At 56.8% G+C, this 26,698-nt stretch carries 21 protein-coding genes; 9 read left to right on the forward strand and 12 right to left on the reverse strand.

Features of this window, described 5'->3' with window-relative positions:
- Window positions 1–232 precede the first annotated feature (232 nt).
- The gene (gene murB / locus HS103_02860; GenBank protein ID MBE7511743.1) at window positions 233–1,138 is read right to left on the reverse strand and encodes a UDP-N-acetylmuramate dehydrogenase; all 906 of its coding nucleotides are present in this window, start codon (window positions 1,136–1,138) and stop codon (window positions 233–235) included.
- Between the two features lie 326 nt (window positions 1,139–1,464).
- Between murB and HS103_02865 the strand changes: the two genes are divergently transcribed.
- From HS103_02865 to HS103_02880, 4 genes are read left to right on the forward strand one after another with little or no spacing between them, the layout of a single operon-like run.
- The gene (locus HS103_02865) at window positions 1,465–2,721 is read left to right on the forward strand and encodes an SH3 domain-containing protein (protein ID MBE7511744.1); all 1,257 of its coding nucleotides are present in this window, start codon (window positions 1,465–1,467) and stop codon (window positions 2,719–2,721) included.
- Window positions 2,722–2,770: 49 nt separating this feature from the next.
- Window positions 2,771–3,241, forward strand: a complete 471-nt coding sequence (locus HS103_02870; protein ID MBE7511745.1) for a DUF296 domain-containing protein — start codon at window positions 2,771–2,773, stop codon at window positions 3,239–3,241.
- A 22-nt stretch (window positions 3,242–3,263) separates the two neighbouring features.
- Complete coding sequence (locus tag HS103_02875; GenBank protein ID MBE7511746.1) at window positions 3,264–3,998, forward strand: GntR family transcriptional regulator; 735 nt, start codon at window positions 3,264–3,266, stop codon at window positions 3,996–3,998.
- A 44-nt stretch (window positions 3,999–4,042) separates the two neighbouring features.
- On the forward strand, window positions 4,043–4,666 hold the full coding sequence (locus HS103_02880) for a hypothetical protein (protein ID MBE7511747.1): 624 nt from the start codon (window positions 4,043–4,045) through the stop codon (window positions 4,664–4,666).
- A 275-nt stretch (window positions 4,667–4,941) separates the two neighbouring features.
- Here the strand turns inward: HS103_02880 and HS103_02885 are convergent, their stop codons facing one another.
- The 9 genes from HS103_02885 to HS103_02925 form a co-directional block, all read right to left on the reverse strand.
- Window positions 4,942–5,652, reverse strand: coding sequence for a class I SAM-dependent methyltransferase (locus HS103_02885; GenBank protein ID MBE7511748.1), 711 nt, complete (start codon window positions 5,650–5,652; stop codon window positions 4,942–4,944).
- Between the two features lie 15 nt (window positions 5,653–5,667).
- Window positions 5,668–7,230 carry a 4-alpha-glucanotransferase gene (gene malQ / locus HS103_02890; protein MBE7511749.1) on the reverse strand — a complete coding sequence of 521 codons (1,563 nt, stop codon included), beginning with the start codon at window positions 7,228–7,230 and terminating at the stop codon, window positions 5,668–5,670.
- A gap of 110 nt (window positions 7,231–7,340) precedes the next feature.
- Window positions 7,341–8,804: an Asp-tRNA(Asn)/Glu-tRNA(Gln) amidotransferase subunit GatB gene (gene gatB, locus HS103_02895; GenBank protein MBE7511750.1), complete on the reverse strand. Its 1,464-nt coding sequence runs from the start codon at window positions 8,802–8,804 to the stop codon at window positions 7,341–7,343.
- Window positions 8,805–8,825: 21 nt separating this feature from the next.
- Entirely contained in the window at window positions 8,826–9,791 is a 966-nt protein-coding gene (locus HS103_02900; GenBank protein ID MBE7511751.1) for a glycosyltransferase family 2 protein, read from the reverse strand.
- A 9-nt stretch (window positions 9,792–9,800) separates the two neighbouring features.
- Entirely contained in the window at window positions 9,801–10,652 is an 852-nt protein-coding gene (gene rfbD, locus HS103_02905; GenBank protein MBE7511752.1) for a dTDP-4-dehydrorhamnose reductase, read from the reverse strand.
- Between the two features lie 7 nt (window positions 10,653–10,659).
- Complete coding sequence (locus tag HS103_02910) at window positions 10,660–11,562, reverse strand: site-specific DNA-methyltransferase (protein MBE7511753.1); 903 nt, start codon at window positions 11,560–11,562, stop codon at window positions 10,660–10,662.
- A complete protein-coding gene (locus tag HS103_02915) occupies window positions 11,563–12,549 on the reverse strand; it encodes a hypothetical protein (GenBank protein MBE7511754.1) in 987 nt (328 codons plus the stop codon).
- Entirely contained in the window at window positions 12,549–15,725 is a 3,177-nt protein-coding gene (locus HS103_02920) for a hypothetical protein (GenBank protein MBE7511755.1), read from the reverse strand. Before HS103_02920 ends, HS103_02915 begins: the two co-directional genes overlap by 1 nt.
- Before the next feature lie 478 nt (window positions 15,726–16,203).
- On the reverse strand, window positions 16,204–18,516 hold the full coding sequence (locus HS103_02925) for a CAP domain-containing protein (protein ID MBE7511756.1): 2,313 nt from the start codon (window positions 18,514–18,516) through the stop codon (window positions 16,204–16,206).
- A 119-nt stretch (window positions 18,517–18,635) separates the two neighbouring features.
- On the opposite strand from HS103_02925, the gene HS103_02930 reads away from it, so the two are divergent.
- From HS103_02930 to HS103_02945, 4 genes are all read left to right on the forward strand, one after another.
- Window positions 18,636–18,914, forward strand: a complete 279-nt coding sequence (locus tag HS103_02930) for a NifU N-terminal domain-containing protein (GenBank protein MBE7511757.1) — start codon at window positions 18,636–18,638, stop codon at window positions 18,912–18,914.
- A 66-nt stretch (window positions 18,915–18,980) separates the two neighbouring features.
- The gene (locus HS103_02935) at window positions 18,981–20,939 is read left to right on the forward strand and encodes a hypothetical protein (GenBank protein ID MBE7511758.1); all 1,959 of its coding nucleotides are present in this window, start codon (window positions 18,981–18,983) and stop codon (window positions 20,937–20,939) included.
- A 98-nt stretch (window positions 20,940–21,037) separates the two neighbouring features.
- Window positions 21,038–22,054 carry a hypothetical protein gene (locus tag HS103_02940; protein MBE7511759.1) on the forward strand — a complete coding sequence of 339 codons (1,017 nt, stop codon included), beginning with the start codon at window positions 21,038–21,040 and terminating at the stop codon, window positions 22,052–22,054.
- A gap of 95 nt (window positions 22,055–22,149) precedes the next feature.
- Window positions 22,150–22,656, forward strand: a complete 507-nt coding sequence (locus tag HS103_02945) for a hypothetical protein (GenBank protein MBE7511760.1) — start codon at window positions 22,150–22,152, stop codon at window positions 22,654–22,656.
- Between the two features lie 131 nt (window positions 22,657–22,787).
- Here the strand turns inward: HS103_02945 and HS103_02950 are convergent, their stop codons facing one another.
- The gene (locus HS103_02950) at window positions 22,788–24,011 is read right to left on the reverse strand and encodes an alanyl-tRNA editing protein (GenBank protein MBE7511761.1); all 1,224 of its coding nucleotides are present in this window, start codon (window positions 24,009–24,011) and stop codon (window positions 22,788–22,790) included.
- Window positions 24,012–24,139: 128 nt separating this feature from the next.
- Between HS103_02950 and HS103_02955 the strand changes: the two genes are divergently transcribed.
- A complete protein-coding gene (locus HS103_02955) occupies window positions 24,140–25,312 on the forward strand; it encodes a DUF3426 domain-containing protein (protein MBE7511762.1) in 1,173 nt (390 codons plus the stop codon).
- 13 nt (window positions 25,313–25,325) lie between these two features.
- On the opposite strand, the gene HS103_02960 is transcribed toward HS103_02955, so the two are convergent.
- Entirely contained in the window at window positions 25,326–26,621 is a 1,296-nt protein-coding gene (locus HS103_02960; protein ID MBE7511763.1) for an MFS transporter, read from the reverse strand.
- Between the last annotated feature and the right edge of the window lie 77 nt (window positions 26,622–26,698).

Raw genomic sequence — 26,698 nt, forward strand, 5'->3', positions numbered from 1 at the left:
CGACACGATCTCATAGACGATACAAACAGCCCTCTCATCCCCCTTGCGACCCGCCTTCGGGATGTACCCGCTCTCCCACCCGGTGGGAGAGCGGGAATCATGTCTGTGCGGGGTGCTGCCCCTCACAACCCCTTTATCGATGGTATTCAGGGAACGATGCGGTGCTTGCCAAAGGTATTTTTTTCCGGCGCTGATCTGATTACAAGCCAAACCCAAATTTACCGATAGGCTCTTAAATCACCTCAACCTCTAGCTCCAGATCAACGCCGAATTGCGCCCGGACGCTTTCCTGCGCCAAGCGAACCAGCCCCAGATAGTCGGCGGCTGTACCGCCGCCCGTGTTCACGAAAAAATTCCCGTGCAGCGGCGAGATGATCACCCCGCCGATCTGCGTCCCTTTCAAGCCTGCCGCTTCAATCAGACGTCCGGCGTAATCCCCCGGTGGGTTCTTGAACATACTCCCCAAACTGGCGCCGGGGGGCTGTGTACGCTTGCGGTGGGCGGTGTACCCCTCTGCCGTTGCCAGCAGCGCCGTTGGATCAGCGCCCGGGGTAAGCCTGAGCGCCGCCCGCAAGACGGCAAACGGCGGCTGGCGGTGTTTCAATGCCGATTCGCGGTAGCGGTATGCCAAATCGTCAGCCATCCAGCGGCGGGCGGGCGACTCTGGCTCTGCCACCTCTGCCCAAAGTAAGCAGCCCGCCATATCGCCGCCGTGCGCTCCGGCGTTATTGACCACTCCCCCCCCCACCGTCCCCGGCACGTTGATCGCCCACTCAAAACCGCCAAGACCCTGTGTCATCGTTTGGCGGGCAAGGGAAATCAAGCCGAAGCCGCTCTCGACGGTGACAACACCGGATGGATCGATGCTGATCGCTTTGGCGTCGTTGATTATGACCAACCCGCGCACCCCTTCATCGCGGACGAGGACATTTGCCCCCCCGCCGAGGATGCGTGTTTGCCAACCCGCCGCCCATGCCGCCCGCGCCACCCGTTCAAAGAAGTCGGCGCTCTCCACGACGACAAGGGCATCGGCTGCCCCGCCAAGCCGCGCCGCCGTGTAACGGGCAAGCGGCTCGTTCAGGCGGACGGTGACGCCAAGCGGGGTGAGGATCGTGGTGTAATCAGGGAGAACGGTCATCGTATGTCCTTCGCTGAATGATGCGTGTGGGCATCGGTCATTTCCCCCCCTTTCCTCCATAGATCGCCCCCCGACTGGCAGTGGTTTTTCCCTGTTCAGGTGATGCGGCGGGGAGGAGGGGTGGGCAATGTGCGCCCATGTGTGGGGAAGTGTACACCAAAACAGATAGGGTTTCCGTCGGGACGATCCTGCGGGGGCGCCCGCCTGCATCCTTTGTTCACCCACTCGCCACCTACGACTTAGCAACGGCTCATGGACGCCACCTACCCTTTTTCGTCGTTTGAGGCTACCATACCCTCCCGTTAGGTTGGGATATATCTATGCCTATGAGACGTTATCAAGCCCTTCGTCTGCCCGTCCTCGCCGCCCTTGTTCTAGGGATGGCGGCGTTAGCCTGCAATGTCCAGTTGGGGGGGACGCCCCCCCTGCCAGGGGGGGAAGCGACCAGCGGGATCATCTTGATAGCCCCTGAAAACAACAGCGTCATTGGCGAGGGCGTCCATGTGGAGATAGCCGCTGCCGCCCGCGATACGCTGACGGGCGTTTCCAAAATCACCTTCAGTCTTGATGGCGCACCGCTAGAGAGCCTCACCGCGCCCATTCCCGAAGGGCAAACGACCTTCACGGCAAAAATTGTGTGGGTGACAAAAGGGATACAAGGGCATTTGCTGACGGCGGAGGCATTCCGCGCCGATGGTTCGTCTCTGGGCGAGGCAGGTGTGACGGTACAGGTTGTCCCCCTCAACACAGGCGACCCCACCCTGAGCGCGGCAGTGTCCACGATGGGCAGTGTCCCCACAATGACCCCGCCCGTCACCCTTGCCCCCACCGAAACGCCGTCGCTTCCGCCAACGCACACCCCGACCCCAACAGCAACCGTCACGCCCACCCCCGCTGCCGAAGGGGAGACGCCCACCGCCTCGCCGACCTTCATCGCCCCCACGCTGCGCGTCACCTTTGACTTTCTGAACATCCGGCGGGGACCCGGCACCACCTACGACCCCATCGGGCGGATGAACAAAGGGGATACAGCAAAAGTTGTGGGGCGCAACGCGGATCGCACCTGGGTGGTCATCGAATGGGGCAGCGTGCGTGGATGGGTCAGCACAAGCGCAAATTTGGTTGAGATCAGCGGCGATACAACGAATCTCCCCCTTGTCGCCGTGCAAGACGCCCCCGGCGCAACGCCGACGCTCAGCATCGTCCAACCCGGACTTGCCCCCACCAGCGCCCCCGGCGACTTTGCCGATCTGATCATTGAGGCGTACACGATCACCCCGCAAACCCCGCTGGCAAACCAAACCTTTTACATCACCGTCGTCGTCCGTAATCAGGGGACGGTGGATGCGCCGGCATCCCTGCTGACGGGGATTTTCCAACCGGGCAACGAGCGCTCCGATATGTCCGTCCCGCCGATTGCTGCGGGTGGGTTGGTCACCCTTCCCCCCCTCTATATCACCTTAAAAACGGGTGGACCGAACCAAGAGGGTGTTCTCAGCCTTGACGTACAAAACGAGGTAGACGAGGGGCAGATTGGCGAACAAAACAACCGCCGCACGATCACCTACAACGTGATCAATTAGCCCCTCAACAAGCCAATGATCACAGCCCACCAGCGGTATTCGTGTTTACATGGGGACGCTCACCGCTGGCGTTGAGTTGATCGCCGCGCTCAGCGAACTTGCCCGCGCCCTTGACGTGCGGGCAGGGACATGCGATCTGCTTGGCGGGCTGACGGGCATCACCTTCACATCCTTTGATATGGCGAGACAAACTCGCTACCCGCCGCTCACCCTGACGGACGGCTTCGAGATCGCCGCTGGACATACCACCATCAGCCGCCTGAACAATGCCCCGCACATCCATACCCATCTTCTGGTTACCTATCGTGACCCTTCTGCCCCAAATAACACCGCCTATGTTGGGGGGCATGTGGTGCAGGCGGCGGTCTTTGCCGTTGAATACACCCTCACCGTTTATGATGGGGTAGGAATCGAGCGCCGCCCTCACGCCGCCTCTGGTTTGGCGCTTTGGGATGTCCCCCCGCTTGACACCGCCGGAGAATCTCCCTATACTGTTTGTTATATTGTCATAACATTATAATGTTTGGATAGGCGGCGTGTTCATGACGACGATTGACCGCGACTCTCCCGTACCGTTGTACTTTCAGCTAAAACAAATCCTTCTCGATCAAATCATCGCCAACCGTTGGAAGGCAGGGCAGGTTATTCCCAGTGAGCAAGAGTTGGGCGAAACCTACGGCGTCAGCCGCATCACCGTCCGCCAGACGCTCTCTGAACTTGTTACGGAGGGCTATCTCATCCGCCAGCGTGGGCGTGGGACATTCATTGCCAAACCGAAAATCACCTATACCCCTAGTTCCAAGATCGAACTGAACGAGATGATGCGCCAGCAAGGGGTGACACTTGGCTGGCGTTTACTCGCCCTTCAAGAGACCGCCGTCGCCATTCCGCCAGAAGTGGTTGCCGCCTTTGGAGGGCGTAAGACAGCCCCCAATCTGATCGCCATTCGCCGCTTGCGTTTGGCGGGGGACAAACCTATCGGCTACCATTTTGCTTATCTCCCCGAACGCTGCGGGCGCTTCATCAACCAGGCTGCCCTAGAGGTAGGCGAATCGCTCGATTATCTCAACGGGCTGCCGGAGTTGGCGAAGGCGCGTCTGGAACGTACATTAGAGGCACGCCCCGCCGGAGCGTTGGAAGTTCAGCATCTTGGCGTGGCGGTGGGAGCGCCCATCCTTTACCTTGAGCGGACAGTCGTCGCTGAATCAGGCATCGTTGTTGAATTCCTTCAGGCTGCCTTTCGGGGGGATCGGTTCAAATACCGTATCTCGATGTGATCGTTGTAATCTGATCCTATACGGATGATCCTGATGAAGAAACGATTCGCTGGCTCGAAACAAACCTCCGGCTTCATCCGATCATCGTCAGTGATCTGCGGCGAGACGATACCCGTCCCGCCTTGCACGTCTACCCGGAATACATTTTTTTCTCGCTCATCCAGCCCCATACCCGCGCCCACCTGATCAATGGGCAGGAAATTCACTGCGTCGTTGGGAAAAACTACTTTGTCACCGTCCCCAAAAGGGATTCTAAAGGGGCGCAAGATGCCTATGAGCGCGTCGCCCAAAATGCCAGCGCCTGGCGGTTAGGGGCATCCTATTTCCTCTATCTGGCAGCGCAGCACGTCATTGACGCCTATTACCCCCTTCTAGATCGCATGAGCCAAGCCCTCTACCGGTTGGAAGAAGATTTCATGCTGAACGGGACGAAAGACAAACTTCGCAAGCCGATTTACGCCATGAAGCAGCAGTTCATCCACATCTTTTCGATGGTCTTCCTCCCCCTGACCTTCCTCACCAGCCTCTTTGAGTTGAATTTTGTCTCGCTCAGCGATCCGGTTGTTTTGCCGATCAGCGGACGAGTTATGTTTTTGGGGGTACTCACCCTGATGGTCTTTTCGGTGGCTGCGATAATCTATTTCTTCCGTCGGCGGGGGTGGATTTAAGCCGCTTTAGACAGGCAGTCCATAGTACAGCTAAGGTCGGTTGAACGTGTTAACCCCCTCGCCCCCCGTAAACGGAGAGGGGAGACCAACACCTGATCTCAGCGCCGTGCTTAAAGGCTTGTCCGGGAACGAGTAGTCCGTCAGGAAGATTTCTAGAAGAACCCTAATCCCCCGTTCCCTTTCCCCGCACGCGGAGAAAGGGGAGAAATGCCACGGGCTAGGGGGTGAGGGTTTGCCCTAAACGTTACCCATAATTTATGGATAGACGCTTAGGCTTACAGGGGTTTGATCCCAATATACAGCCCACGATTCATCAAGCCCTGTGGGTCAACAACAATACCCAGACCCGCCGCCCGCACCGCCTCGGCATATTCATCCTCGGTGAACATATGCAGTTCGTGGTGTTCAATGAAATGGCGCGTCCCGCCTTCTCGCGTTGCCACCAGATGGTGCATGTCCATCACCGAGAGTCGTCCGCGTATCTCGCTCACCGACATACGGACGAGTTTGATCTCTGGCTCATCCACTGTGAGCATACTCAGCCGTCCGGGGGTGTATTGTTCCGGGGTAAACCACCCATCAAAGATCAGCATCCCGCCGGGGGCGACATGCTGCGCCATCGTCGCCACAGCCTTGTGTAAATCATCTGTGCTGTGCATGTAGCCAATGGCGCTGAACAAGCACAGGACGACATCGAAGGTCATTCCCAAATCAAACGTCCGCATGTCCCCCTCGTGGATGGGCAGATCGGGCAGTTTCGCCCGCGCCACACGGAGCATATCGGGGGAGTAGTCCAGCCCTGTGCAAGTGTAATGATCGTTCAAATGGACGAGGTGCGCCCCGGTCCCACAGGCAACATCAAGGATGGTGTGCGTTGGGCGCGACTCATAGCGGGCGAAGTAACCGCGCAGGGCGTTCACCTCAGCGCGATAATCTTTCCAGCGGTAAATTAGGTCGTACCACTCAGCAGAATTCTCGTAGGGCATAGATCGAACCTGTCCTCAGTCCTTCTTCCCCACCGCCCAATCGCGGCTTTCCCCTTCGGGACGGCTTGGGGGGGGATTCCAGCGCCCGTATTGGCGGGTGAGGAAGGCATACCGTTCCCGCGCCGGATTATCAAACCACGCCTCGGTGAATCGCCATGCCCAATTTCCGCCCGTTGTGCCGGGGATGTTCATCCGCGTATCCGCCCCAAAGCCAAAGACATCCTGTAAGGGGGCGATGAAGGTATGCGCCACCGACGACATCCCCAACCGGATCAATTCGATATGCGGCTCGCTCACGGGGTGACCAATATACGCTTCAAGGTGGTTCCGGGCGTCGTAACTTGCCTCGCTGCTTTGCCACCAGCCAAGCGTCGTGTTGTTATCGTGCGTCCCGCTGTAGCAAATGCTGTTTCGCGTGTAATTGTGGGGAAGAAACACATTTTCCCCGTTGGGGTCATAGCTAAAAGCGAATTGCAAGACCTTCATCCCCGGCAAATTGAAATCATCGCGCAGGGCGACGACGCCCGGCGTGATCACCCCCAAGTCCTCGGCAATGATCGGAAGATCGCCAAGCGCCTTGACCATCGCCTCAAAAAACGGTTTGTTTGGTCCGGGTAGCCACTGCCCCTTCACGGCAGTTGGCTCTGTGCCGGGAATCTCCCAATAGGCTTCAAAGCCCCGGAAGTGATCAACACGTACAATATCGACCACCGCCAGCGTCGCCTTAAAGCGGCGAATCCACCACGCATAGCCATCTTTTGCCATGACATCCCAACGGTAAAGCGGGTTGCCCCATCGCTGCCCCGTCGCGCTGAAGTAATCCGGCGGAACGCCCGCCACCACCGTCGGGCTGCCATCGGGGTTCAGGTAATACAGGCTTGGGTTTGCCCACACATCGCTTGAATCGTGGGCGACAAAAATGGGAATATCACCCACAAACCGAATGCCTTTTCCGTTGGCGTAAGCCTTTAGCGCTGCCCACTGCTCATGGAACACCCATTGGCGAAATTTCTGATCGCGGATTGCCGTCGCATGGTCTTTCCGCGCCTTCGCCAATGCCTCCGGCTTGCGCAGGGCATAGTCTGGCGTCCATTCCGTCCATGGGCGCAAATTGAACGAGTTTTTTAGGGCGACAAACAGGGCAAAGTCATCCAACCATTCGGCATTTTCCGCACACCATGCTTCAAACCGCGTTTTTTCGGCGGCGTCGCCTATGGTGGTGAATCGTTCATAGGCTTTTGCCAATATCTGCGTGTGGTAATCAATCACCGGACCGTAATCGACCTTAAAGGTTGGAAAGTCCGGCACATCGGCAAGATCGGCTTGCGTTAGCCAGCCGCGCCAAACAAGGCTTTCCAGGCTGATCAGGTTTGGGTTGCCCGCCATTGCCGAGAGTGTTTGGTAGGGCGAGTCAGCATAACTGGTGGGACCTAAGGGGAGAATTTGCCAATAGGTTTGCCCCGCAGCAACGAGGTAATCGACAAAGCGGTAGGCATACGTCCCTAGATCGCCAATTCCATAGCGCCCGGGCAGCGAGGTCGGGTGGAGAAGTATTCCGCTTGCGCGTGGAAATTCCATGGTGAAAAATCCTTTTGTCTCTCAAAAAATTTGTATGTGGGGGAGTATAGCAAACATGGGCAACCTGTTGTGTAGGGGCGCATGGTATGCGCCCGTCTACCCACAAATCGCTATGCCCGCGCCTTGAGCGCCGCCTCTAAGCGTGTACCCGTCAGTTCGGCGGGGAACTTTCCGCGCCCCTCCCGCATGACCTGCCCTAGCAGGAACTTCAAAACTTTTTCCTCCCCCGCCTTAAAGCGTGCCACTTCCTCTGGGTGAGCGTCCAAGATTTTGGTGATCGCGGCGTCAATCGCCCCTGTGTCTTGTGTCTGTTCCAGTCCTAGCCTTGCCACCCATGTCGCTGGCTCGCCCCCTTCGGCAAAGAGCGCATCAAGGACTTTCTTCGCCGCGTTGTTGTTGATTGTCCCTCCGTCCACAAGGGCAATCAGCGCGGCGATGCTTTCCGGCGTCACCTTTGTCTCAGCGACGCGCTCGGTGGGTAGGGCGATCTTGTTCATGCGGGCGAACAACTCATTGATGATCCAGTTCGCCGCTTTCTTCCCTTCTGCACCCGCCTTTAGGGTGGCTTCAAAGTAATCGGCAACAGGGCGTTCCGCCACCAAGATCGACGCTTCGTAGGCGCTCACCCCCGCGCTCATCAGGCGATCCCGTTTTGCGTCGGGGAGCTCAGGGAGCGTCTGGCGAATCGTCTCCACCCACTCGCGGCTGATATTCAATGGGGGCAAATCCGGTTCGGGGAAATAGCGGTAATCGTGGGCGCTCTCTTTCGTCCGCTGAAGGATCGTCTGTCCTTTCACCTCGTCCCAGCCCATCGTCGCCTGAACAACCGTTCCCTTCCCCTCCCACAGCTTGCTTTGGCGCTCAATCTCGTAATCCGAGGCACGCTGCACAGAACGGATACTGTTCAGGTTTTTTACTTCGGTTCGGGTGCGCAGTTCGCTGCTCCCAAGTGGGCGCACAGAGATGTTTGGCTCCATCCTCAAGACGCCCTTCGACATATCGCCGCTGTTCACCCCTAAATAGACCAAGATCGCCCGCAGCTTGCGCCCGAACGCCTCTGCCTCTGCTCCATTGCGAATATCCGGCTCGGTGACGATCTCCAAAAGCGGCACACCGGATCGGTTGAAATCGATCAGACTGCTGCTGCCGACATGGATGGATTTTCCGGTGTCTTCCTCAAGGTGGGCGCGGCGAATGCCGATGCGCTTTGTCCCCCCGTCGGGGAGGTCAATCTCCAACCAACCGTTCGTGCAAAGGGGGAGTTCGTATTGGCTGACCTGATAGCCCTTCGGCAAATCGGGGTAAAAGTAGCTCTTGCGGGCAAAGACGTTCAGCGTGGCAATCTCACAGTGGAGCGCCAACCCCACACGAATGGCAAACTCCACCGCACGGCGATTGATCACGGGTAGGACGCCGGGCATTCCCATACAGATGGGGCAAATGTGGGTGTTTGGGGCGGCGGTGGTGCTATCCACAACGGCACAGCCGCAGAACATCTTGGAATCGGTTTCCAGTTCGGCGTGAATTTCCAAACCGATCACGCCTTCATAGTGCGTGGCGGCAGGTGTGTTTATGGCGGTCACGGGCGACCTCGTTTAGTCCTGTGTCAAGATGGATTCAATGTAGGCTATTGTAACACGGCGCGTTCGCTGCACGGTTCGCCGTTTGCCTAATAAGCGGGGAAGGTGCAAAATGCCAACGGCCATCCCGCGCAAACGGGCGCGGGCGGCTTTTCCCCGCCATGCCCGCAGCGCCTCCCACGCTGTTTTTGCCTGCCGCCGCAGAATACGCCCACCATGTTTGCGCCATACTGCACGCGGGATATCCTTCACCAAGACATAGATCGCGTTGCGCCCATCATAAAAACTTGCTGTGACACCGCCGCCCGTTGCCGAGAGCATATGATAAACGACGGCACGCGGCGCATAAACACAGCGCCACCCCGCCAACTGCGCCCGCCACGCCAGATCAATATCTTCAAGGCTGAAGAAAAAATCATCGTCCAGCAGCCCAACCTGATCGAGCATCGTCCGGCGGTAGGCTGACGATCCCCCACAGGCGCTAAATACGTAACCCTCGGCGTCAAACTGCCCATCGTCGCGCTGCCAAACGCCTCGGTTTGCGGCGCTGCCATCGGTGCGGAACAAATCGCCAGCGGTATGAAAGTGATCGCGCTTGTCAAAAAGGAGCATTTTAGAGGCGACCAATCCGGCATCAGGGTGGCGCTCAAAGGCGGCGACAACCTCAGCGATCCACGTTGGGGCAGCCTCGGTGTCGTTGTTCAGCAGGGCAAGGTAAGCGCCCCTTGCCGCGCTTAAGCCCGCATTGCACGCGCCGGTAAACCCCCGATTTTCGGAAAGCTGGACGAGGCGCACTTCGGGAAAATCGCGGGCGATGAGCGCTTGTGAGCCATCGTTGGAGGCGTTATCGGCAACGATGATTTCCACCTCTGGGTAAGTCTGGGCGCGAAGAGCGTTCAGGCAGACAGGCAGATAGCGTCCGCCATTCCAATTGGGGATGATTACCGAAAAGGCGGGCGATGTGCTGGACGTGTTGACCATGCGGCGTCGTTATCCCACCGCCCCTTCGCGCTCAACAAAAGCGCTCAGCGCCTCTTGCCAAGAGCGCAAACGAATTCCCATCGAGGCGGCAATGACATTGTGAAGGGGGGTGAAGGGCGGCGGCGCGGAGGGGCGTTCAAAATCGCCTAAGGTAATCGGGGTGATTGGATACTCTGCCCGCCCAAACCTATCGAGGATATGGCGGGCAAATTCATAGCGCGAGGCGTAGCCTTCGTTGACAAGATGATAGACTCCATAGCGCCGCGTCTCGATCAAGGCAGCGACGGCAGCGGCGAGATCGTCTGTGTAGGTGGGGTTGGCAACCTCATCAGTGACAACGCGAATAGGGCGACCTGCGCCGGCGGCGGCGAGGATTTTCTGGAGGAAATTCATGCCATTATGGGCAAAGAGCCACGCAGTGCGGACGATGTAATGTTCCCGCAGCGCCGCGCCAATCATCCGCTCGGCTGCCCATTTGCTCTCGCCGTAGGGGTTTGCCGGATGTGTGGCGTCGTATTCATAGTAAGGCGATCCCTTCGCCCCATCAAAGACCTCATTCGTGCTGATCTGGCAAAGCGCTGCACCGATCTCGGCACAGGCAAGGGCAAGGTTTTGCGCCCCCACCGCATTCACGCGGTAGGCATCGGCGGGGTACAAGGCGCAGTGATCGACGTTTGTTAGGGCAGCGGCATTGATCACCAGATCGGGACGGTGGGCGCAGATCGCCTCCCGCACGGTGTTCCAATGGGTAATGTCGAGGTCGGCGCGGGGAATACCAATCGTGTGGTGTCCGGCAGCGGTGAGGCACGCCTCGACCCGCCGCGCCAATTTTCCCCCCGCCCCAGTGATTAGGATTTGCATCATAGATTTAAGCAAATAATGGCGATGGCACAGTCTCTAAACGCCGCTGCGCCATAGCAACATACTCAGGGTTCAATTCTATCCCTACAAAGTCACGCTTCAAGGATCGGGCGACAACGGCGGTAGTTCCTGACCCCATGAATGGATCAAGGACAATATCCGTTTCTTTTGTCCCTGCACGGATGCATAGTTCTACAAGATCAGGGGGGAAAACAGCAAAATGTGCCTCACGAAATTTCCCAAGCGGGATTGACCAGACCGTGCGTTTATTACGCCCTAGTGGGTGAAATGCTTGATCCCACCGCCCGCGATGCAAATTAGCATTACCCTGATTTTTTCCCTGTTCGGGTGTTCCTTCTGCCTTTCCAAAATGATTACGCCCCCCCTTCATTTTCGACTGTTCGGAAAAGGTCACATGGGCTTCACGTATTGCATCGGCGTAGTAGGTGTAAAGCATTTTTTTAGCGAATAAAAAGATGGTTTCGTGAGAGGTTGTCGGACGGTTCTTTACCGAGGAAGGCATTGCATTGGGTTTTTCCCAAATGATCTCGCTACGGAGCAGCCAGCCATCATCCTGCAAGGCAAACGCTACCCGCCATGGAATTCCCAAGAGTTGGTTATCTCGGTAAGTGTCTCCCAAATTTAACCAGATTGTGCCACTATCTTTCAACACACGGCGTAATTCTCCAAAAAGAGTGACCAACCGTCCCACATAATTAAGAGGGGATTTCTCTCGTCCTATCTCGTCATTACGAAGATCGGTGCGATCTTTTATATACTCCCGATGTCCAAAATAGGGCGGACTGGTGACAATACATTGCACGCTCTCCGTTGGCAATGTTTTTGCTATCGATAGACAATCTCCGGCGATGATTTGATTGACAAAAGGCTGTTGCGTCTGAGCGTTCATCTAAAGTTCCCCTTTGGGCGTGATGACACCCCCCAAAACAGAAGCGATAAAACGATTCAGCCCGCTTTGGTCATGTTCATCAAGACCCCGAAAATCTGTTGGCGACCCCTGAATGTGAATGAGATGATCAGCGACCTCGGTCAGGGTATCTGCCTCCCGCTGAGACCAATGTTTTGCCACAATCACAACACCGATAAAATCCTCTGGATTATGGCTACGAACACTTTTTACAGCAGATAATATATCTCGTGAGAAGAGATGGGAATGTCCTCCTCCCTCTGTTTCACGGGTTTTGATGGCAATTAGAACACGACGGGAAACCCTGTCCTCAGCCCCGATCAACCGTGCCACAACATCATATGTTTCCTTACCAATGGTTGTTTGTCCACTGGCAACAATCACATCGAGATAAATACCATAGTGCTTGGTGCGCTCGAACACATCTTCAATAGCGACGACCAATGCGGTACGGATCGCCACTTCTAAATCATGTCCTTTGATGCTGCGTCGTGACCCCTCCAAACGATCTAGAATTACCTCGCGGATTGCTTCCCACTGAAAGGTTTTAACCTGTTCTCGATAGGTTGTGATCAACAAAGCTAGGGCTTTGGTTTCCACCTCATGACGCCCCTCACGAGTCGTTTGGGCAATCCGTTGAATTAACGGACGCAAGCGTTGTTGATGGGCATCACGAATAAGCCACCCAAAGAAATAAAAGCAGGCTTTCGTATGGGGATATGTTCGTCCCACTCCGTCAAACAAGTGTGGCACAGGCTCAGATCGGGATGGGATATAACAATGCTGAATACCCTTTCTGATAGCCTCTGCGTCTAGATGAGATAGAAATTGATGAAGGGATTGAGTTTGTCCTAGATAGCGCTGAAATTGTGTTTCCACCCAATCATAAAAAGGCTTTGCCCGATCTGCTAATGAAGTCAATTCGACAAGCCGTTGATGGGTGAAGTCCACATTACCAATGACAACCATCACCCTTGCTCCCCGGCAAAGTAGCCACTCAGCCAGCGGAGCGCGTCAATCACCGTGCGCGGCTGCCCTTTCCCAATGAAAAGCTGCTTGCCCACACCCGTCGATTGCAAGCTGCGTTCATTCCCGCGCTCTCCCACGTAAAGGATGATCTGGGCAAGGCGTTGGGCATCCTCTACGAATGAATCGCGCAGTTCCCGCTGTTTGAACAACGACACGCCGCTCCATAATCCCTCAATCTCGGCTGCCCACGCCGCACGCGGACTCTCTAACGTATTGTCTTCCGAGAAGGCGGCAATCATCCCCCCAAAGAGCGCCGCGATCAACTCCCCCTCCCGTAGGAGGATATTCACCGAACGCGCCCCCAATAGCATTCCCGACGCATCACGGTTCAGGTTGATGTTCACCTCGCGCCCTTCGCTCAAATAGCCGCTCATCCATGTCAGCGATTCCACCGCCGTCATCGGCGCAATGCGATTCTTGATCAGGGCGAGGCGGCGTGCCTCGTTTTCGGCTTTGTTCCGCCGGACGGCGCGGCTGTTATGGAGCGCCGTGAGCCGCAAAATTTGCCCGCCAATGCGCGTGAGACATTCCGAAAGCCGCGCCCGCTCGCTGTTTGTCAGCCCGCCCGTGACGCTCTCTGCATTCCGTCGCAGCTTGATCAAACTGGGAAGTTCTTTCCCATCGCTGTAGAAGGTTGCCAAATCCAGCAAGAGATTCGCCGCCATCTTGACCCGCTCGGCAAATCCAACGAAATCCGGTCCCCCTACAATCTGGTGTAAGCGATAGGTGGCGTCCAGCGCCGTTCCCACCTCTGACCCGTGCCGCGCAAGCAAACGCGGCACTTGCGCCCCTTGTTCCGCTGGAGCGCTGCGGATGTACGTCCGGGCAAGCTCCATCGCTGCCTCGCCCACCTCGGCGTTCCAGTTTATCAAGGGGAACATCCGATCCAGCAGGGCGGTGCCGCCTTCGCCAAAGGTCAACATATAACTCGTCAGGGCGCTGGCGGTGCGCAGCGCATCGTTCGTATCCCGCCGCTCACTGTGGGCTTGCAGCAGGCGGAGCGCTGGCTCAATTCCCAATGCGGCAATCAAGCGCGGCTCAGCGAACAGAATCCCCGTCAGATGGATCGCCGCATCCGTCAATTCGTCCGACCAATCCCCCGCTTCCAACGCGCCGAATTCGGCAAAAGCGGCATTAATCGCCTTCAGTCCGCCGCGCTGCAGCGCTTCGAGGGCAATTCCCATCAGGCGCGGCGGAAGGTCAACCCCTTTGTACGCCTCTCGCGCAATCTTGGAAAGCGTTTCTTGCCCGCTGCCTGTATAGAGCATGTCCTGATAAAAGGTGATCTGTTGGGCGGCGGCGTCAAACTGCCGCCGTGCCAGTTGAAGCTGCACTAAGGCACACTGCGCACCGGGCGGCATGACCCGAATCACCGTCAGTTGGCTAAGATCATTTACGACATGCCCCAAGAGCGCATCAAAGCGCCGCGCTTGTGGGGAATTTGCCAAGCGGATCAACCCCTTCAAGGCGTTTTCGTCAATGAGATCAAGGCGGGGGAGCGTCAGCGCCCACTCTACCAAGCGCCCTAAGATTACCGGCTGATAGTCCAGCCCAAACAATTCGGAGGCGCGGGCAAGGACACCCGCCTGAGCGGGTTCGCGCTGCCTCGCTGCCGGCAGCAAGAGCGGCATGATTCCGCGCAAACTGACCGGAAGCTGTGCCATGAGCGCTTGATCGGAAAACAACCGCTGTAAGCCGCCCAGCGGCACGTAGGTCATTGCCAAGAGGAACAGCAGACGGGCGATCTCGTTATTTTCATAGGCGCGTTTGCGGCACAAGCCAATCATCTGGGCAACTGCCGTGTCAATCTGCAAGACGGGCGCTGCGTCTAAAAAGGTATCCAGATATGCCGCGAGTTTTGCCGCATCACCCCTCAGCAGGGTGTTTAGGTGCGCCAACGCCGCCATCCCCAAAAGCGGACGCCAGCGAGTCACATCGACCCCAAGCGGAGCCTTCGCCACCCACATCTCGGCAAGGTGGTAGACCGAGAGTGCCTTATCCGTCCCCGCCGCCGCCCACAACTGCTCATAAATGGCGTCCGCTACCTCTTGGTTTTGGGCTGCCATTGCCGGAATAATCTCTGTATGTTCGTAGTCATTCGTCAGCAGCGAAAAGGTGACAAGGTGTTTGGCATACAGAACGCGCATATCATCGGGAAGAGTCGGGTCTTCTTGGAGGATCGAAGCGACCATATCGCGTCCGGCGGGAAGCCCCTCCCGTATGGCGCTGTCTAGGCTGGCGCGTTTGGACGCCCACGCCAGGGCGTTGCTCATCGTCTCGCGGCGCATCGAACGCCAAACCGCTGTCCGCGCCAGTTTGTCCGTCGCTTCAATAACGAGCGAGACATCCAGCCGCAGTTGGGACATGATGAACTTTGTGTAGGGGTCGTCGGGAATCTCCCCCGCCAACTTTCCTGTCTCCCAATCAAAGGTCAGATGGCGATCCAATGCGACGGGCGACGCCATGAATTTGATCTGCGTGTTTGTTTGCGCCGGATCGATGACGTTCGTCGCAAAGGAAATGACCACCCGCACCGGCGCAGGGAGCAAGCCAAAAATCCCTTGAATGAACGTCAACCGGGTGTCTAAGACAGCGGGGGCGTTCACAATGACCAGCCCCATCCCTTGCACAATGCCCGCCAACATTCCTTGCACGGTTTTCAGATTCCCCTTGCAGGCGTTCATGAGCGCAACCAGATCAGCGGCTTGCTGATCGTGTGTCGGCGGGGATACCTCGCTGAACAGCACCGGCGGCGTTTCCATCCGCTGTTCAACGGGGATCGGTGTGCGCAGATAGCTGCCCAAACAACGTAAATTGCCCCCCATCAGCCGCACCATAGGGGCGGGCAGCAGCAGGTATTCAACCAACGGAGGGTTGCTGGGGCGCTGTTCGCTGCGGGCGAGGATATAATCAATAGTTTCGCCCTTGAACAAAGCAAGCGCCCCGGGCATCGTTGGGGTGCGCCCGGGTGGGGGGGGCAAAATGGCGATCCGCCGTACTTCGACAAGGTGTTCGGGGCGCACGCCGCCCGAACGGGCAAGCGTCTGAGCGCTGCCCGTCGTCAATGCCATGGAGACTCGGTCAACTGAAAAGGTTTGTCCGTCAATGACTGCCACAGGTGGATTGTCCGCTGGCTAGAATGGTATCACTTCTAGACAATTCTACCTGATTCTATGCCATGCGCTTAGAAGGCGATGCGGTGTGCCGGAAAATTCAGGAAAAATTAGGATATGGTTTACTAAGCACCGCCACAAAAATCCTTTGGGGCGGGGAAGATGGAAATACCTGTGCGGATATGCCTTTTAAAGGGGTGTCCGCACAGAGTCCAGCCTAAGAGAGTTGCCAAAGTAGCGAGGCGGTCTAGGCTCTGTTGGCAGAGTCATTCTCGTAGGGGCGCAATGCTTGCGCCCCTCACCGTCCATGAGCGTAAAGCAGCGGGCTAGGAGTAACCGCCCCTTCGGGGCTTGCCCCCACCCCCTAACACAGACAGGGACTCTCTCACCCTTTCCCTGTCTATGGGGAAAGGCGACTGCTGCGCAGTAACCGGGGGACATAGGCGGTCTTTTAGAGACATCTACTTGGGTTATGTTTCATTTAATTTCCTGAGCCGCCCGCCGCTTTCGGGAAGCTGACTGCGCAGCGACGCTCTGTTCCGGCACAGACGCCAATCACCTGATCGCCAAGCGTCACTTGGAAGGTGGCTGACCGCCACACCGCCTGATTCGCCGCGACCTGAATCTCGCTGCGCAAGACGCGACATTCCGACGGCATCACCACCGCCCCACCGAACGCCACTGCCGCAAGGCAATGCCCCATAGAAAAGCGCTCTGCTGGAAAGGATGCCACCCGCAGCCACGCTTCAAGGGCAATTCGCCGCTCGCCATTCGTGATTGCCAACCCTGTTAGGTTGAGCGGCGCAGGGGCAACATTGACAAGGGCGATACTGTCTGCCGAATAGGTCAACAGAAGGTCTGTCTTTCCCCCTACGGTGGTGGGCGAGATAGCCGCTTGGGTTGGGGTTGGCGTCATGGGCGGCGCCGTGATGGGAATCGTCGGGAAGGCTGTGGCGGTAGGAGTGGTCAGAATCCCAACAGGCGTTGTTTGCAGCGGCGCAGGGCGGGTATTTGTTGGGAAACTGGTGACGAGGCGCATGATCGGCGTTGGGGTGGGTGTCAGCGTAAACTTGACTGTCGATGTGGCGCTGGGACTGAGCCTTGGGGTTGGCGTTGCCGTGTTTGGGAAACTGTTTGGAACGAGTGTCACCGTTGGCAAACTGGCGACAGCAGGCGTTGGGATGGGCGTTGCCCCCACCCGATTAAAAACGGCATCGGCAGAGAGGGTTTGTGTATCGACAACAGCAATATCAAGAGAGAGATCAACAGGTATCGTTGTGCTAAATGTGCCGCTGACCACCTTCACTTGAATCACACCCGTAAGCCCCGCCGGAAGGGGTATCTGAGGCGACCACGCCAGTGTTGCGGTGAGCGGGTTGCCATTCACCGAAAGAAGCTGCACTGTTGTCGCGCTAGGGCTGAGAGCGCCATAGCGGGAGAATTCCAACGTCACGTAAAGGTGCTGACGATCTGGCGCAACCAGCGCCGTTAACTCGTAGGGGCGTGAGCCAAAGACGACGATGAACACGTTCCCGCCCAACTGCTTGACAACGCCAATGCCTACCTCCCGATAGGCGGCACTCAGCGCCGCCTTGCGGTGAATATCAGAACGCTGCCAATAGCCAATGGCAAAGGAGACATTCCCCACCGCCGCATTCTCGCCCACTTCCACGCGATCTGGGTTTTTGAAGAAGGGCCAATTGTAGACTTGCACAGCGCGTTGGCGAACATTTCGTCCCTTCTCATCGTCGTGATACTTTCCCGTGACTTCGATCTCCCCCAGACGGGGGGCAACGTAATCCGCCTGCGCTTGCGCCATACGCATGAGCGTTGTATTGATCCGTAAGGGGGCAAACCCCTCAGCGATGCGCCACTTATTCAACTGGGCAAAGATATCGAGCAGCATATCGGCTTCGTTTGCCACCTTGACCGCCCGTTTCCCCGCTTCCGCCGTCGGTGGGATGGGCGTTGCAGAAATAATCTTAAAAACCTCCGAAGCGGGCAGTGTTTTGGTGTCAACAACAACAAGGTCTGTGGTCAGGTTAACGGGAATCTGCGTTTGGAACGTCCCACTCACAACCTTCACCTGAATAACATTCGGCAGACCAGAGGGCAAGGGAATTTGGGACGACCACGCCCGAACCTCTGTGAGGGGCTTTCCCTCTACATCGATCAGTTGAACGGTTGTGGCGCTTGGACTCATCGGACGGTAGGGGGAGAGTTCAAGTGTGACATAAAGGCTTTGTCGATCTGGCGCAACCAGCGCCGTAAGGACATTCGGGCGAGCGCCAAGCGTCACATAATAGACATCCCCCGCTAGTTTTTTGACGACGCCAATCCCAATCTCCCGATAGACAGGATTCAAGGCTGTGCGCCGGTGACTATCAGAGCGTTCCCAAAAGCCAAAGGCAAAGCTGGTGTTGCCCACCGCGACAATCTCGCCCACCTCCACTTGTTCGGGGTTGCCATAGAAAGGGTAGTTATAGCGTTCCACTGCCCGACGTTTGGCATCCCGCCCTTGTTCGTCTTTGTGGTACTCTGCCTCGTCTTCAATGGCGCTGGCACGGGGGGCGACGAAATCTGCCTGATCCTGTGCCATACGCATCAGCACAGGATTCACCTTCAAGGGCATGAGTCCCTGTGATATTCGCCACACATTCATCCGCGCAAGGACATCCATCATAATATCTGTTTCGCTGCTGCTTTGGGCTGCCGCAGCCCCTTGTGGAGGGACAATCATAAATGCGATAAGCGCTGCAAGGAGCAACCAATAAAGCAAAACATGGTGGCGCATGGAGGTAAACCCTCTTTGAGAATTGCCTATGGCGTTCAGTATAATAGCGTTTTGTGTTATCTAGCCTAGCCAGTAGGTTAGGGTTTCATGGATTTTTTATGAAATTGGGGAGTAGATTCATGTCTGAATACATCAGCATTGAGGTAGATTTCGCGGATGATCCCGATGTTATCCGCCTTCTGACAAACATCCCCCTTCCCTCTGATACCGATGAACACTATACCGAGCGAGCGCAGGGCGAAGAAGGATCACCGTTGGCGCAATTTTTATTTGGAATTGAAGGGGTTGTGGCGCTCACAATTGAGGGAGGAACGCTCACCGTGACTCGCCAACCAGATGTGGAGTGGCATGTATTGATTGATGAGTTGAGCAATGCCTTGAAAGAATTTTTCCTCTAAGAACCGCCTCTGCCCACGCATCACAGAGGGTTTCGGAGAACGACAAGCGGGGTTATGATTTCCCTCATGAGCGCACCCTCTAAGCCCCACATCAAACATATTTGGCTCTCTGTCGCCGTGATCTTGGGCATTATGACCCTTCTTGCCCTCAATTTTCCGAAAGATTCCTTTTGGTACGACGAAGCCCTAACCACCTATGTCGCCACCGACTCATGGGAGACACTCTGGCGCTGGTCTACCGAGGTTGATATTCAAGTTCCCTTTCATTATGTCGCGCTGCGCCTGTGGGCAGGGGTGGTGGGTGATTCCGAGTTCGCCTTGCGCAGTCTCTCCGCGCTTTCTATTCTTGTTGCGGCGGGCGGGATGATTGCCATTGGAAAGCGGGTTACCCCACGAACCGGCGCGGGACAGGTAGCGGCGGCACTCTTGGGCTTGCTTCCCGGTGTTTTATGGATTGCTTATGAAGTACGCGCTTATGCGTGGGGAGTGTGGCTCTATACATGGGCAACAGCTTTCTTGGTACACGCCCTCACCGCAAGGCGCATCACCACCGCCAGGATCATAGGGTATGGGCTGCTCATGGCGGGGGCGCTCTACACCCATTACACCGCGTTGGCAGGCTTAGCCGCACACGGCGTCATTGTGGGCGTTGCCGCCCTCCTCATGATCGCCCGTCGGACGCCTATTGAAATGATCGTCCGCCTTTGCGCTCCAATTCTTTTGGCGGCGCTTCTCTTTGCCCCATGGCTACCCATTGTGCGGGCGCGGGGGGCAGCAGATCGCAGTTACTATCCGGGGTCAATTCCCATCGATCAATCGATCCATGTGGCAGCGGCATTCAAAGCACTTGGACAGCAAGACCTCCCGCCTCTCCCTACCGCAGCGGCACTTGGCACGGGCTACCTTGTGCTGGTTGCTGTGGGGTTGGCTGCCGGATTGGGCTTTCAACGGACACGTCGTGCGGCGCTGGTTGCTCTGCCGCTGACCGTTGTCCCGCTCAGCGCGGTGGTGATCTTGCTGTTAGCCAACCCAAAACTTACTGGGCGCTATTTTTGGGCAGCATGGATCGGCGCTGATCTACTGATCGCCCTCGCCCTCGTCGCTCTCACCCGCTATCGAACCGTTCTCGCCGTTGGGCTTGCCGTTGTCCTGAGCGCCATTCCCTATTTGACGGGCGAGCGCGGCGAATCCCCCAACAGTGATTTTCGTGGCGCATTTGCTACGATTTGCCGCGACGGATCGCCCGATGATGTGATCTTGCTCCGCGATGGGACGCTGTTCGTGGCAGCACGGTATTACCTTGCCCGCCCACCTTGCCATGCCCCCCGCCAAACCTTTGGGATGCCGGAGGCGCTGATTCCTGATGTAACCCGCCTTCTCGATTTAGGGGCGGCGCAAAGCGTCATTGCTGAGATTGCCCGGATGCGCCCGCCCAATGTATGGGTTGTGGCATGGCAAGGGGATGTTATGGAATCACAGGGGTTGGCATATGGCTTACTAGATGGGATTGTCCCCCATACAGTGATCAATCAGCCTTTTGGCGATGTCCGCTTGGATCGCTATACCTTTGGTCATGAGGCTGAATATGAACGTTTGGGAACAGTAGCTTCAGCCGGAATCCTGAGCGATCCATCGGCAGAGTGGTATAACCTTCGCGCCCTACCCGATGGGGCAGCGTTGATCGCCCTTCGTCTGATTGCCCCGCCAACCGTTCACAATGGGGATGTAATCACGCTTCAGGCGTGGTGGGAACGAGGGACGTTCCTTCAGCCCTCGTTACGGGTGAGCGCCCGCCTGACGACTCTGGATAATGGTTGGGTGTATACGCAGATCGATCAACCCCCCTCGGCATGGAAAAATGTCGATGATCGCTGGACACCCGGCGTCCCGGTGTTAGGGCGCTATGAACTGCGTGTGGGGGAAGATATTCCGGCGGGCGAGGTAGCGCTCCGCTATGTGATTTATGACACTAATAATGCCTTTGATCCTATCGTGATTACCGTAGCGAGATTGCGTGTCGAATGATGGCTCAGCGGCGGTCTCGTTTCCCCTTGTTCGCGCTGAATAGTCGCTTGCTTTGCCTTAGCTTTATCATCGTATGCCTGAGCCTTCTGTTAGGGAGTATGGGGAATGGCGGTAAGGGGGGAATCCGTCCGGCTGCCGCTCAAGCATCCCCCCGCTATGAGGTTTATCTTAGCCGAACAGCCAGCGGCGCATCCCTTTATTTTCTCGATGTGCGAACAGGATTAAGCACGGTTGTCCCCGCCAATGGTGAGGGGCATACCCCTCTTCGGGACGGGGTGTTATTTCGCGCTGTTGAGGGGGTAAAAATTGCTTACCCCGATGGGCGGGTGGGTCTCTTATCGGCAATCCCGCCCAGTTCAAGCGCGGAAACTGTTCAGCTTGTCACTGCCAGTAATGGGGCGTGGATGGCATGGTCGGTGACTGCACGACGCGGACTGAACACAGTGAGTGAGGTGTTTATGGCTGATGCGCGGGGCGAAAACCAGCGCTCCATCCTTTTTGCTTCCTCGCCAGAAGGGGTGGGAATTATCCCCCTTGCCCTGAGCGATGGAGGTGAGAGCTTGGTCTACGCCCGTGTCTCTGATCCAACGGCGGCACTGCCCCTGCTTCCAACCTATGGAACGGCGTTTCGTTTGGATACGGCAAGCGGGCAATCAACCACCCTTCCAGAGGCAGCCGAATGTCCCTGTGCGGTGGGGGTTAGCGCCGATGGGCGGTGGTTTGGGCGGCTTGTTCCTACTAGCGAGGGAATCGAACTCCGCCTTTGGGATGTGATCAGCGGGGCGGCGGCAGTTGTACCTTCCGGCGGGCGTGGGGATCGGGCGGGTAATTTATTGTTGACGATGGCGGCGGGCAAAGCGCTTTACCTCAGCGGGCGGGCGCTGGCAAATGGGCGAATTGAATACACCCTTATGCTGGCGGATTTGGGAACACAGAGCGCCCGCCCGCTCTCGAACGAGTTTCGAGGAATCATTCGCCCTCTCACTCTGAGCGCTGATGGCGAAAGCGCGATTCTCGTTGGCGTTGAACGCGACGGAACGTTCAAGGTAACCCTCAGCGATGGAGCGGTGACAACCGTTTCTGAGGCAGTTTACCTCGGCACAGTGTCAGACTGATATACCACCTTACCAAAATTTTACAACGGCTCAATCCTTTCACAGCATCTCACCGCTAAACTTATTGTCAACGACAAAGGAATCCGTAATCAGAAATGAGAACCACCATGAAACCGATCAAAATCTGCCTGACTATCGCTGTAATTGGGGCGTTGCTCTTTGGAATGGCTGCCTTCCCCCTGACGGCAAGCGCCGCTGACGATATAACCGTCACCTTCACGGAAAAACAAATCAACGAAGCGCTGGCAAAAGCGCTCAAGGGCAATAAGCGATTCTCCGATGTTGTTGTTGACCTTCAAAAGGGTCAATTCCATGTCACCGCCACAATTACTGCCTCCGGCATAGCCTATGCGACGACCTCCACCTATGAAACGAAAATTGTTGCCGGACGGATCGACCTCACCTTAACGGGCGCTTCGGTGGGTGGACAAGCGCTCCCCGAATCGCTTCTCGCCATCGTCAATAGCTCTGTGCGAGCGGTCATCCGCACCGCCATTCGCGCCCATCTGGTGCGGCTGAAATATGGGAGTTTTTGGGTGCGCAGCATGACCATCAGCGAGAGTGAACTGACTATCGTCGTGACGAAAACAAAACCCCGCTAAAATCGAAAGAGAAGATTAAGGGGACATCCCCCTCACCCGCAGCATTTCTCCCCTTTCCTTAGAGGGTCGCCCCTACAGAGAGGCGCAGCGCGGGGGATAGGGGTTGTTTTACAAATTTTCTCGATAAACGACTAGGCATACATCGCCTCAATCGCGCTGACCACCGCCCCAAACGCCGAACGCAACTGATCGGCGGTGGCAGCGACGCCCCCACCTTGTGCGGCGTTGGGTCGCCCCCCGCCCCGCGTTGAGCCGATTACACGCAATGCGGTTTTCAGTAAGCCGACACAATCCAACGCCACATCCTCTGCTCGCTGAACAATCACTTGACACTTTTCGCCAGCAAGGGCAACCAGCGCCAGCGCCCCTTCATGGGCTGTCACCTTTTGTGCCAAAAGACGCACCTCATCCACGCTTCGTTCACCTTCCTCATAAACCCCCACAACAAGACGCACCGTGCCGATGGTATGCGCCTTGCCGTACAAGGTTTCTGCCTCCATCGCCGCCTGTTGATCTCTTGCGGCGTTTAAGGCGCTGCGCATGAGGCGATTTTCGTCTTGCAGGCGCTCCACCGCACTATCCAATTCGGGGATGCCTACGGTGAGCCGTGTTGTCAACTGGGCAAGGGCGGTGTTTTTGGTGCGATAATCGCGCAGCGCCCTGCCCCCACAGCGAAATTCTAGGCGTGTCGTTGCTCCCCGCCGCTCCGCTTTGATAACCTTGATCAATCCAATCTCCCCCGAACGCTGGACGTGCGTTCCGCCACATGCCGTCACATCAAAGCCGCCAATGTCTACAATGCGAACCTTTCCTTCGACAGCGGGCATTTTACGGGTGGCAAGCGCTGCCAGTTCTTCGGGTGAGGGAAACCATTGGCGAACGGGATGATTTTCAAAAACAATGCGGTTGGCAAGGTCTTCCACCGCTGCCCACTCCGCAGGCGTTATGTCGATGCGATTCACGTCAATGGTCATGCTCTCGGCGCTCATGTGGACGCTGAGGGTGTCAGCGTTAGCGGCAAGCTCCAGCGCCCGCGAGAGGATGTGCTGCCCGCTGTGGTGCTGCCTGTAATCCATCCGTCGCACCGCGTCAACTGCCCCCTCAACGAATGCCTCGCCTTGATAGGGAGCCGCAAGGATATGCAGCACAGCGCGATCTGCCGGACGAGTCTGAACATCTATGACCAGAGCGCCGTTTAATGTTCCCTGATCACTTGGTTGTCCCCCGCCTTCGGGGTAAAAATAGGTACGATCCAAAATGAGCGCCGGGCGTCCTTTGTGATCGGTTTCCTCAAGGATGCGTGCGCTGAAGGTCAGCGTGGTGGTATCGTCATAGTAGAGGCGTTCGGTGGTCATGGATTGCGTTCGCTATAATGAGTGGCTATATGCTGAACAGTGTACCGAGAACCGCCCGAAGGGGCGATAACACACCATCTCCCACCGGTAAGAGACCCCGATATTTTCATAGGATGGTGGTCCTATGGATGGGGGCTGTTTTCTTTCTTGCCGGATGTGGAACGGGAACTGCCGTCCAGGTGGCAACCCCGATTCCACCGGACGCGAATTTTCGCACCTACCGCCATCCTAGTGGGGTCTTTAGCCTGCGCCTCCCCCCCGATTGGGCGGTGCGGGATGTGAGTCACGGGGGGGTGATCCATGTCGAGTTTTCGGCGTCAGGGTCAGCCGGGCTGCCGGTTGCTGTTTACATTGTGAACACGGGTACAGTTTTAAGCGCTGCCGCGCTGCTCGATTCAATGGATCGCTTTCTGGTGTTGATCAACCCCAAACCAGATAGTTATCATGAGTTGAGCCGGAATGCTCAGGGCGATGGCAGTTGGCGTGTGGTCGGCGTTCGCCAAACCCCTATTGGGGCGCGGACGCTGAACACCTTTTTTCAGGCGAATGGCGCGTATCTGGCTGCCCTAGAAGCGGATATAAGCGATCTTGAAGGGGGCGCAATGGCAACCCTTCGGGCGGTGATCAATACCCTCCGTATCGATCCCTCGGCAGTGATCACCGCCAGCGATTTACGGGCTGTGGTGGAGGGTGGGTCGGTAGATACACCGGGCGTCCTCAGGTTTGATAACCTGTATGCTTGGACAACACCCACCGGCGAGTATGTCATTAATGGGGTGGTCACGAACACAGGGACAACTCCGCTGGAGGCAATTCGGATCACGGCGCTTTTGTTTGATGCGAGCAATACCGTTTTGGAAACTGCCTCAAACGTTGTCGCCACAGAAATTGTCCCTGCGGGCGGGACCGCTCCCTTCAGTATTCGCTTTCGGAATGGGCGTCCTACACAAGCGGTACGCTACGAACTGCAAGGGGCGGGACGTTATGCCGAATATGCCGTGAGTAGCTATTTAGGCGATGATCAATTTATTCGTGGCAATGATCGTGCCAGCTACAATGCGAACGGTCACCTTGTCATTGTTGCCGATGTGGTCAACCGAACGCAGCAGGCAGCCTATTTCGTCAAGGCGATTGTGACCGTCTTTGATGATGCCTCACAGGTGATTGCCGCCGACAGCGTATTCCTGAACAAAGCCGCCCTTCTCCCCGGCGAGGTGGGGCGCTTTGAGATCACCTTTCCCGAATTGGGTGGGAGCGCCCTCCGTTACACAATTACCGTTGAGGGAAAATCGGCGCAGTAGTTCACTGTATGGGTTAGACTGGATTGCCCGTCCGCCCGCTCAGCAGCGCCCCTGTGCCAGCGATCATCAGGGCGGCGGCAACCCCAAATCCAAGCAAAGGGGAAACTGCCGTCCAAAGGACGCCCACCAGCGTGCTAGAGATAAACTTCGTTGTGCCGTTCACTGCCCCTAACGTCCCATAGCTCATCGTCAGGGTCTCTTGGCTCACCATCTCGGCGGTCACTGTCGATTCCAATGCTTCTTGTACGGCAATGTACAACCCGGCGACCAAGAAGATGCCGCCAAGAAAAACGACACTATCGACCTTGAACCAGAATGCGGCGACGGTGAGAAGGGCGGTAAACGCCCCAAGCCCATAGCCCATACTCAACACGCGATACGACCCGATCCGATCCCCTAGCAGTCCAATGGGGTAGGAGGTGACGACTTGGACAATGTTGCGCCAAATGTAGAGCAATCCGGCGATTTGTGCCGCCTGTATCACTCCCAAAGAGGGAGTAAGCAGCTGGGTTGCCGCCAGAATCAGCAAACTGTGGGAGAAATCGCCAATACCAAAAAGCCCCACCGCCCGCAAATAGCGCCGAAAGCGGGTGGGCAGTCTCCGCAAAGCAGCAAAAAAGTTAGGGGCGGGGTTGGCAGACTGTTCGGGGTCTTGCACGAAGATCAGAAAGGTGATCACCGCCAACACGCCGGGGATCACACTGAGCCAGAATACAAAGCGAAAGGGTTGGGCGGGGGCGCCCACGCCGCGTTCCTGAAACCAGCCCAATAAAAGAACGCCCAACAAGGGTCCAAAAACTGCACCGAGCGTATCCATGGCGCGATGAAATCCGAACGCCCGCCCGCGTATTTGTGGCGTGACGGATTGAACAACAATCGCATCCCGCAGCGGACCGCGAAGCCCCTTCCCAAACCATGAGACTATCCGCCCCAACAAGAGCAAATGCCAACCGACGGCAAGGGCGATCAAAATTTGCCCGACTGGAGTCAGCCCATAACCAAGCAGCACCAATCGCTTGCGATGTCCCAATTTATCGGCAATATAGCCAGCGCCCATCTTGGTAAAACTGGCAATGGCGTCGGCAATTCCCTCAATTGTCCCTAAGAGGGCGGCGGGTAGACCAAGTACGGAAAGGAAACCGGGCAAGATGACGGTGGTAGTTTCATAACAAAAATCGCCAAAGGCACTGGTCAGCCCTGCGCCTATAACGGTGCGGTTAAACCAACGTTTTGGTGTCTGTGGGTGAGGCAATTTTTCTGCTGCATCAAGGGGAGATGAAACGGGAGTAGATGGATCCGGCGTGTTCATGAGGACTTTCCTATATGAACCTATGTCCTCCCTAATTCTCCCTATAATCCGCAAAAGAACAAAGGCGGATAACTGCG

The sequence above is a fragment of the Anaerolineales bacterium genome, assembly GCA_015075625.1.
Taxonomy (GTDB): Bacteria; Chloroflexota; Anaerolineae; order Aggregatilineales; family UBA2796; genus UBA2796.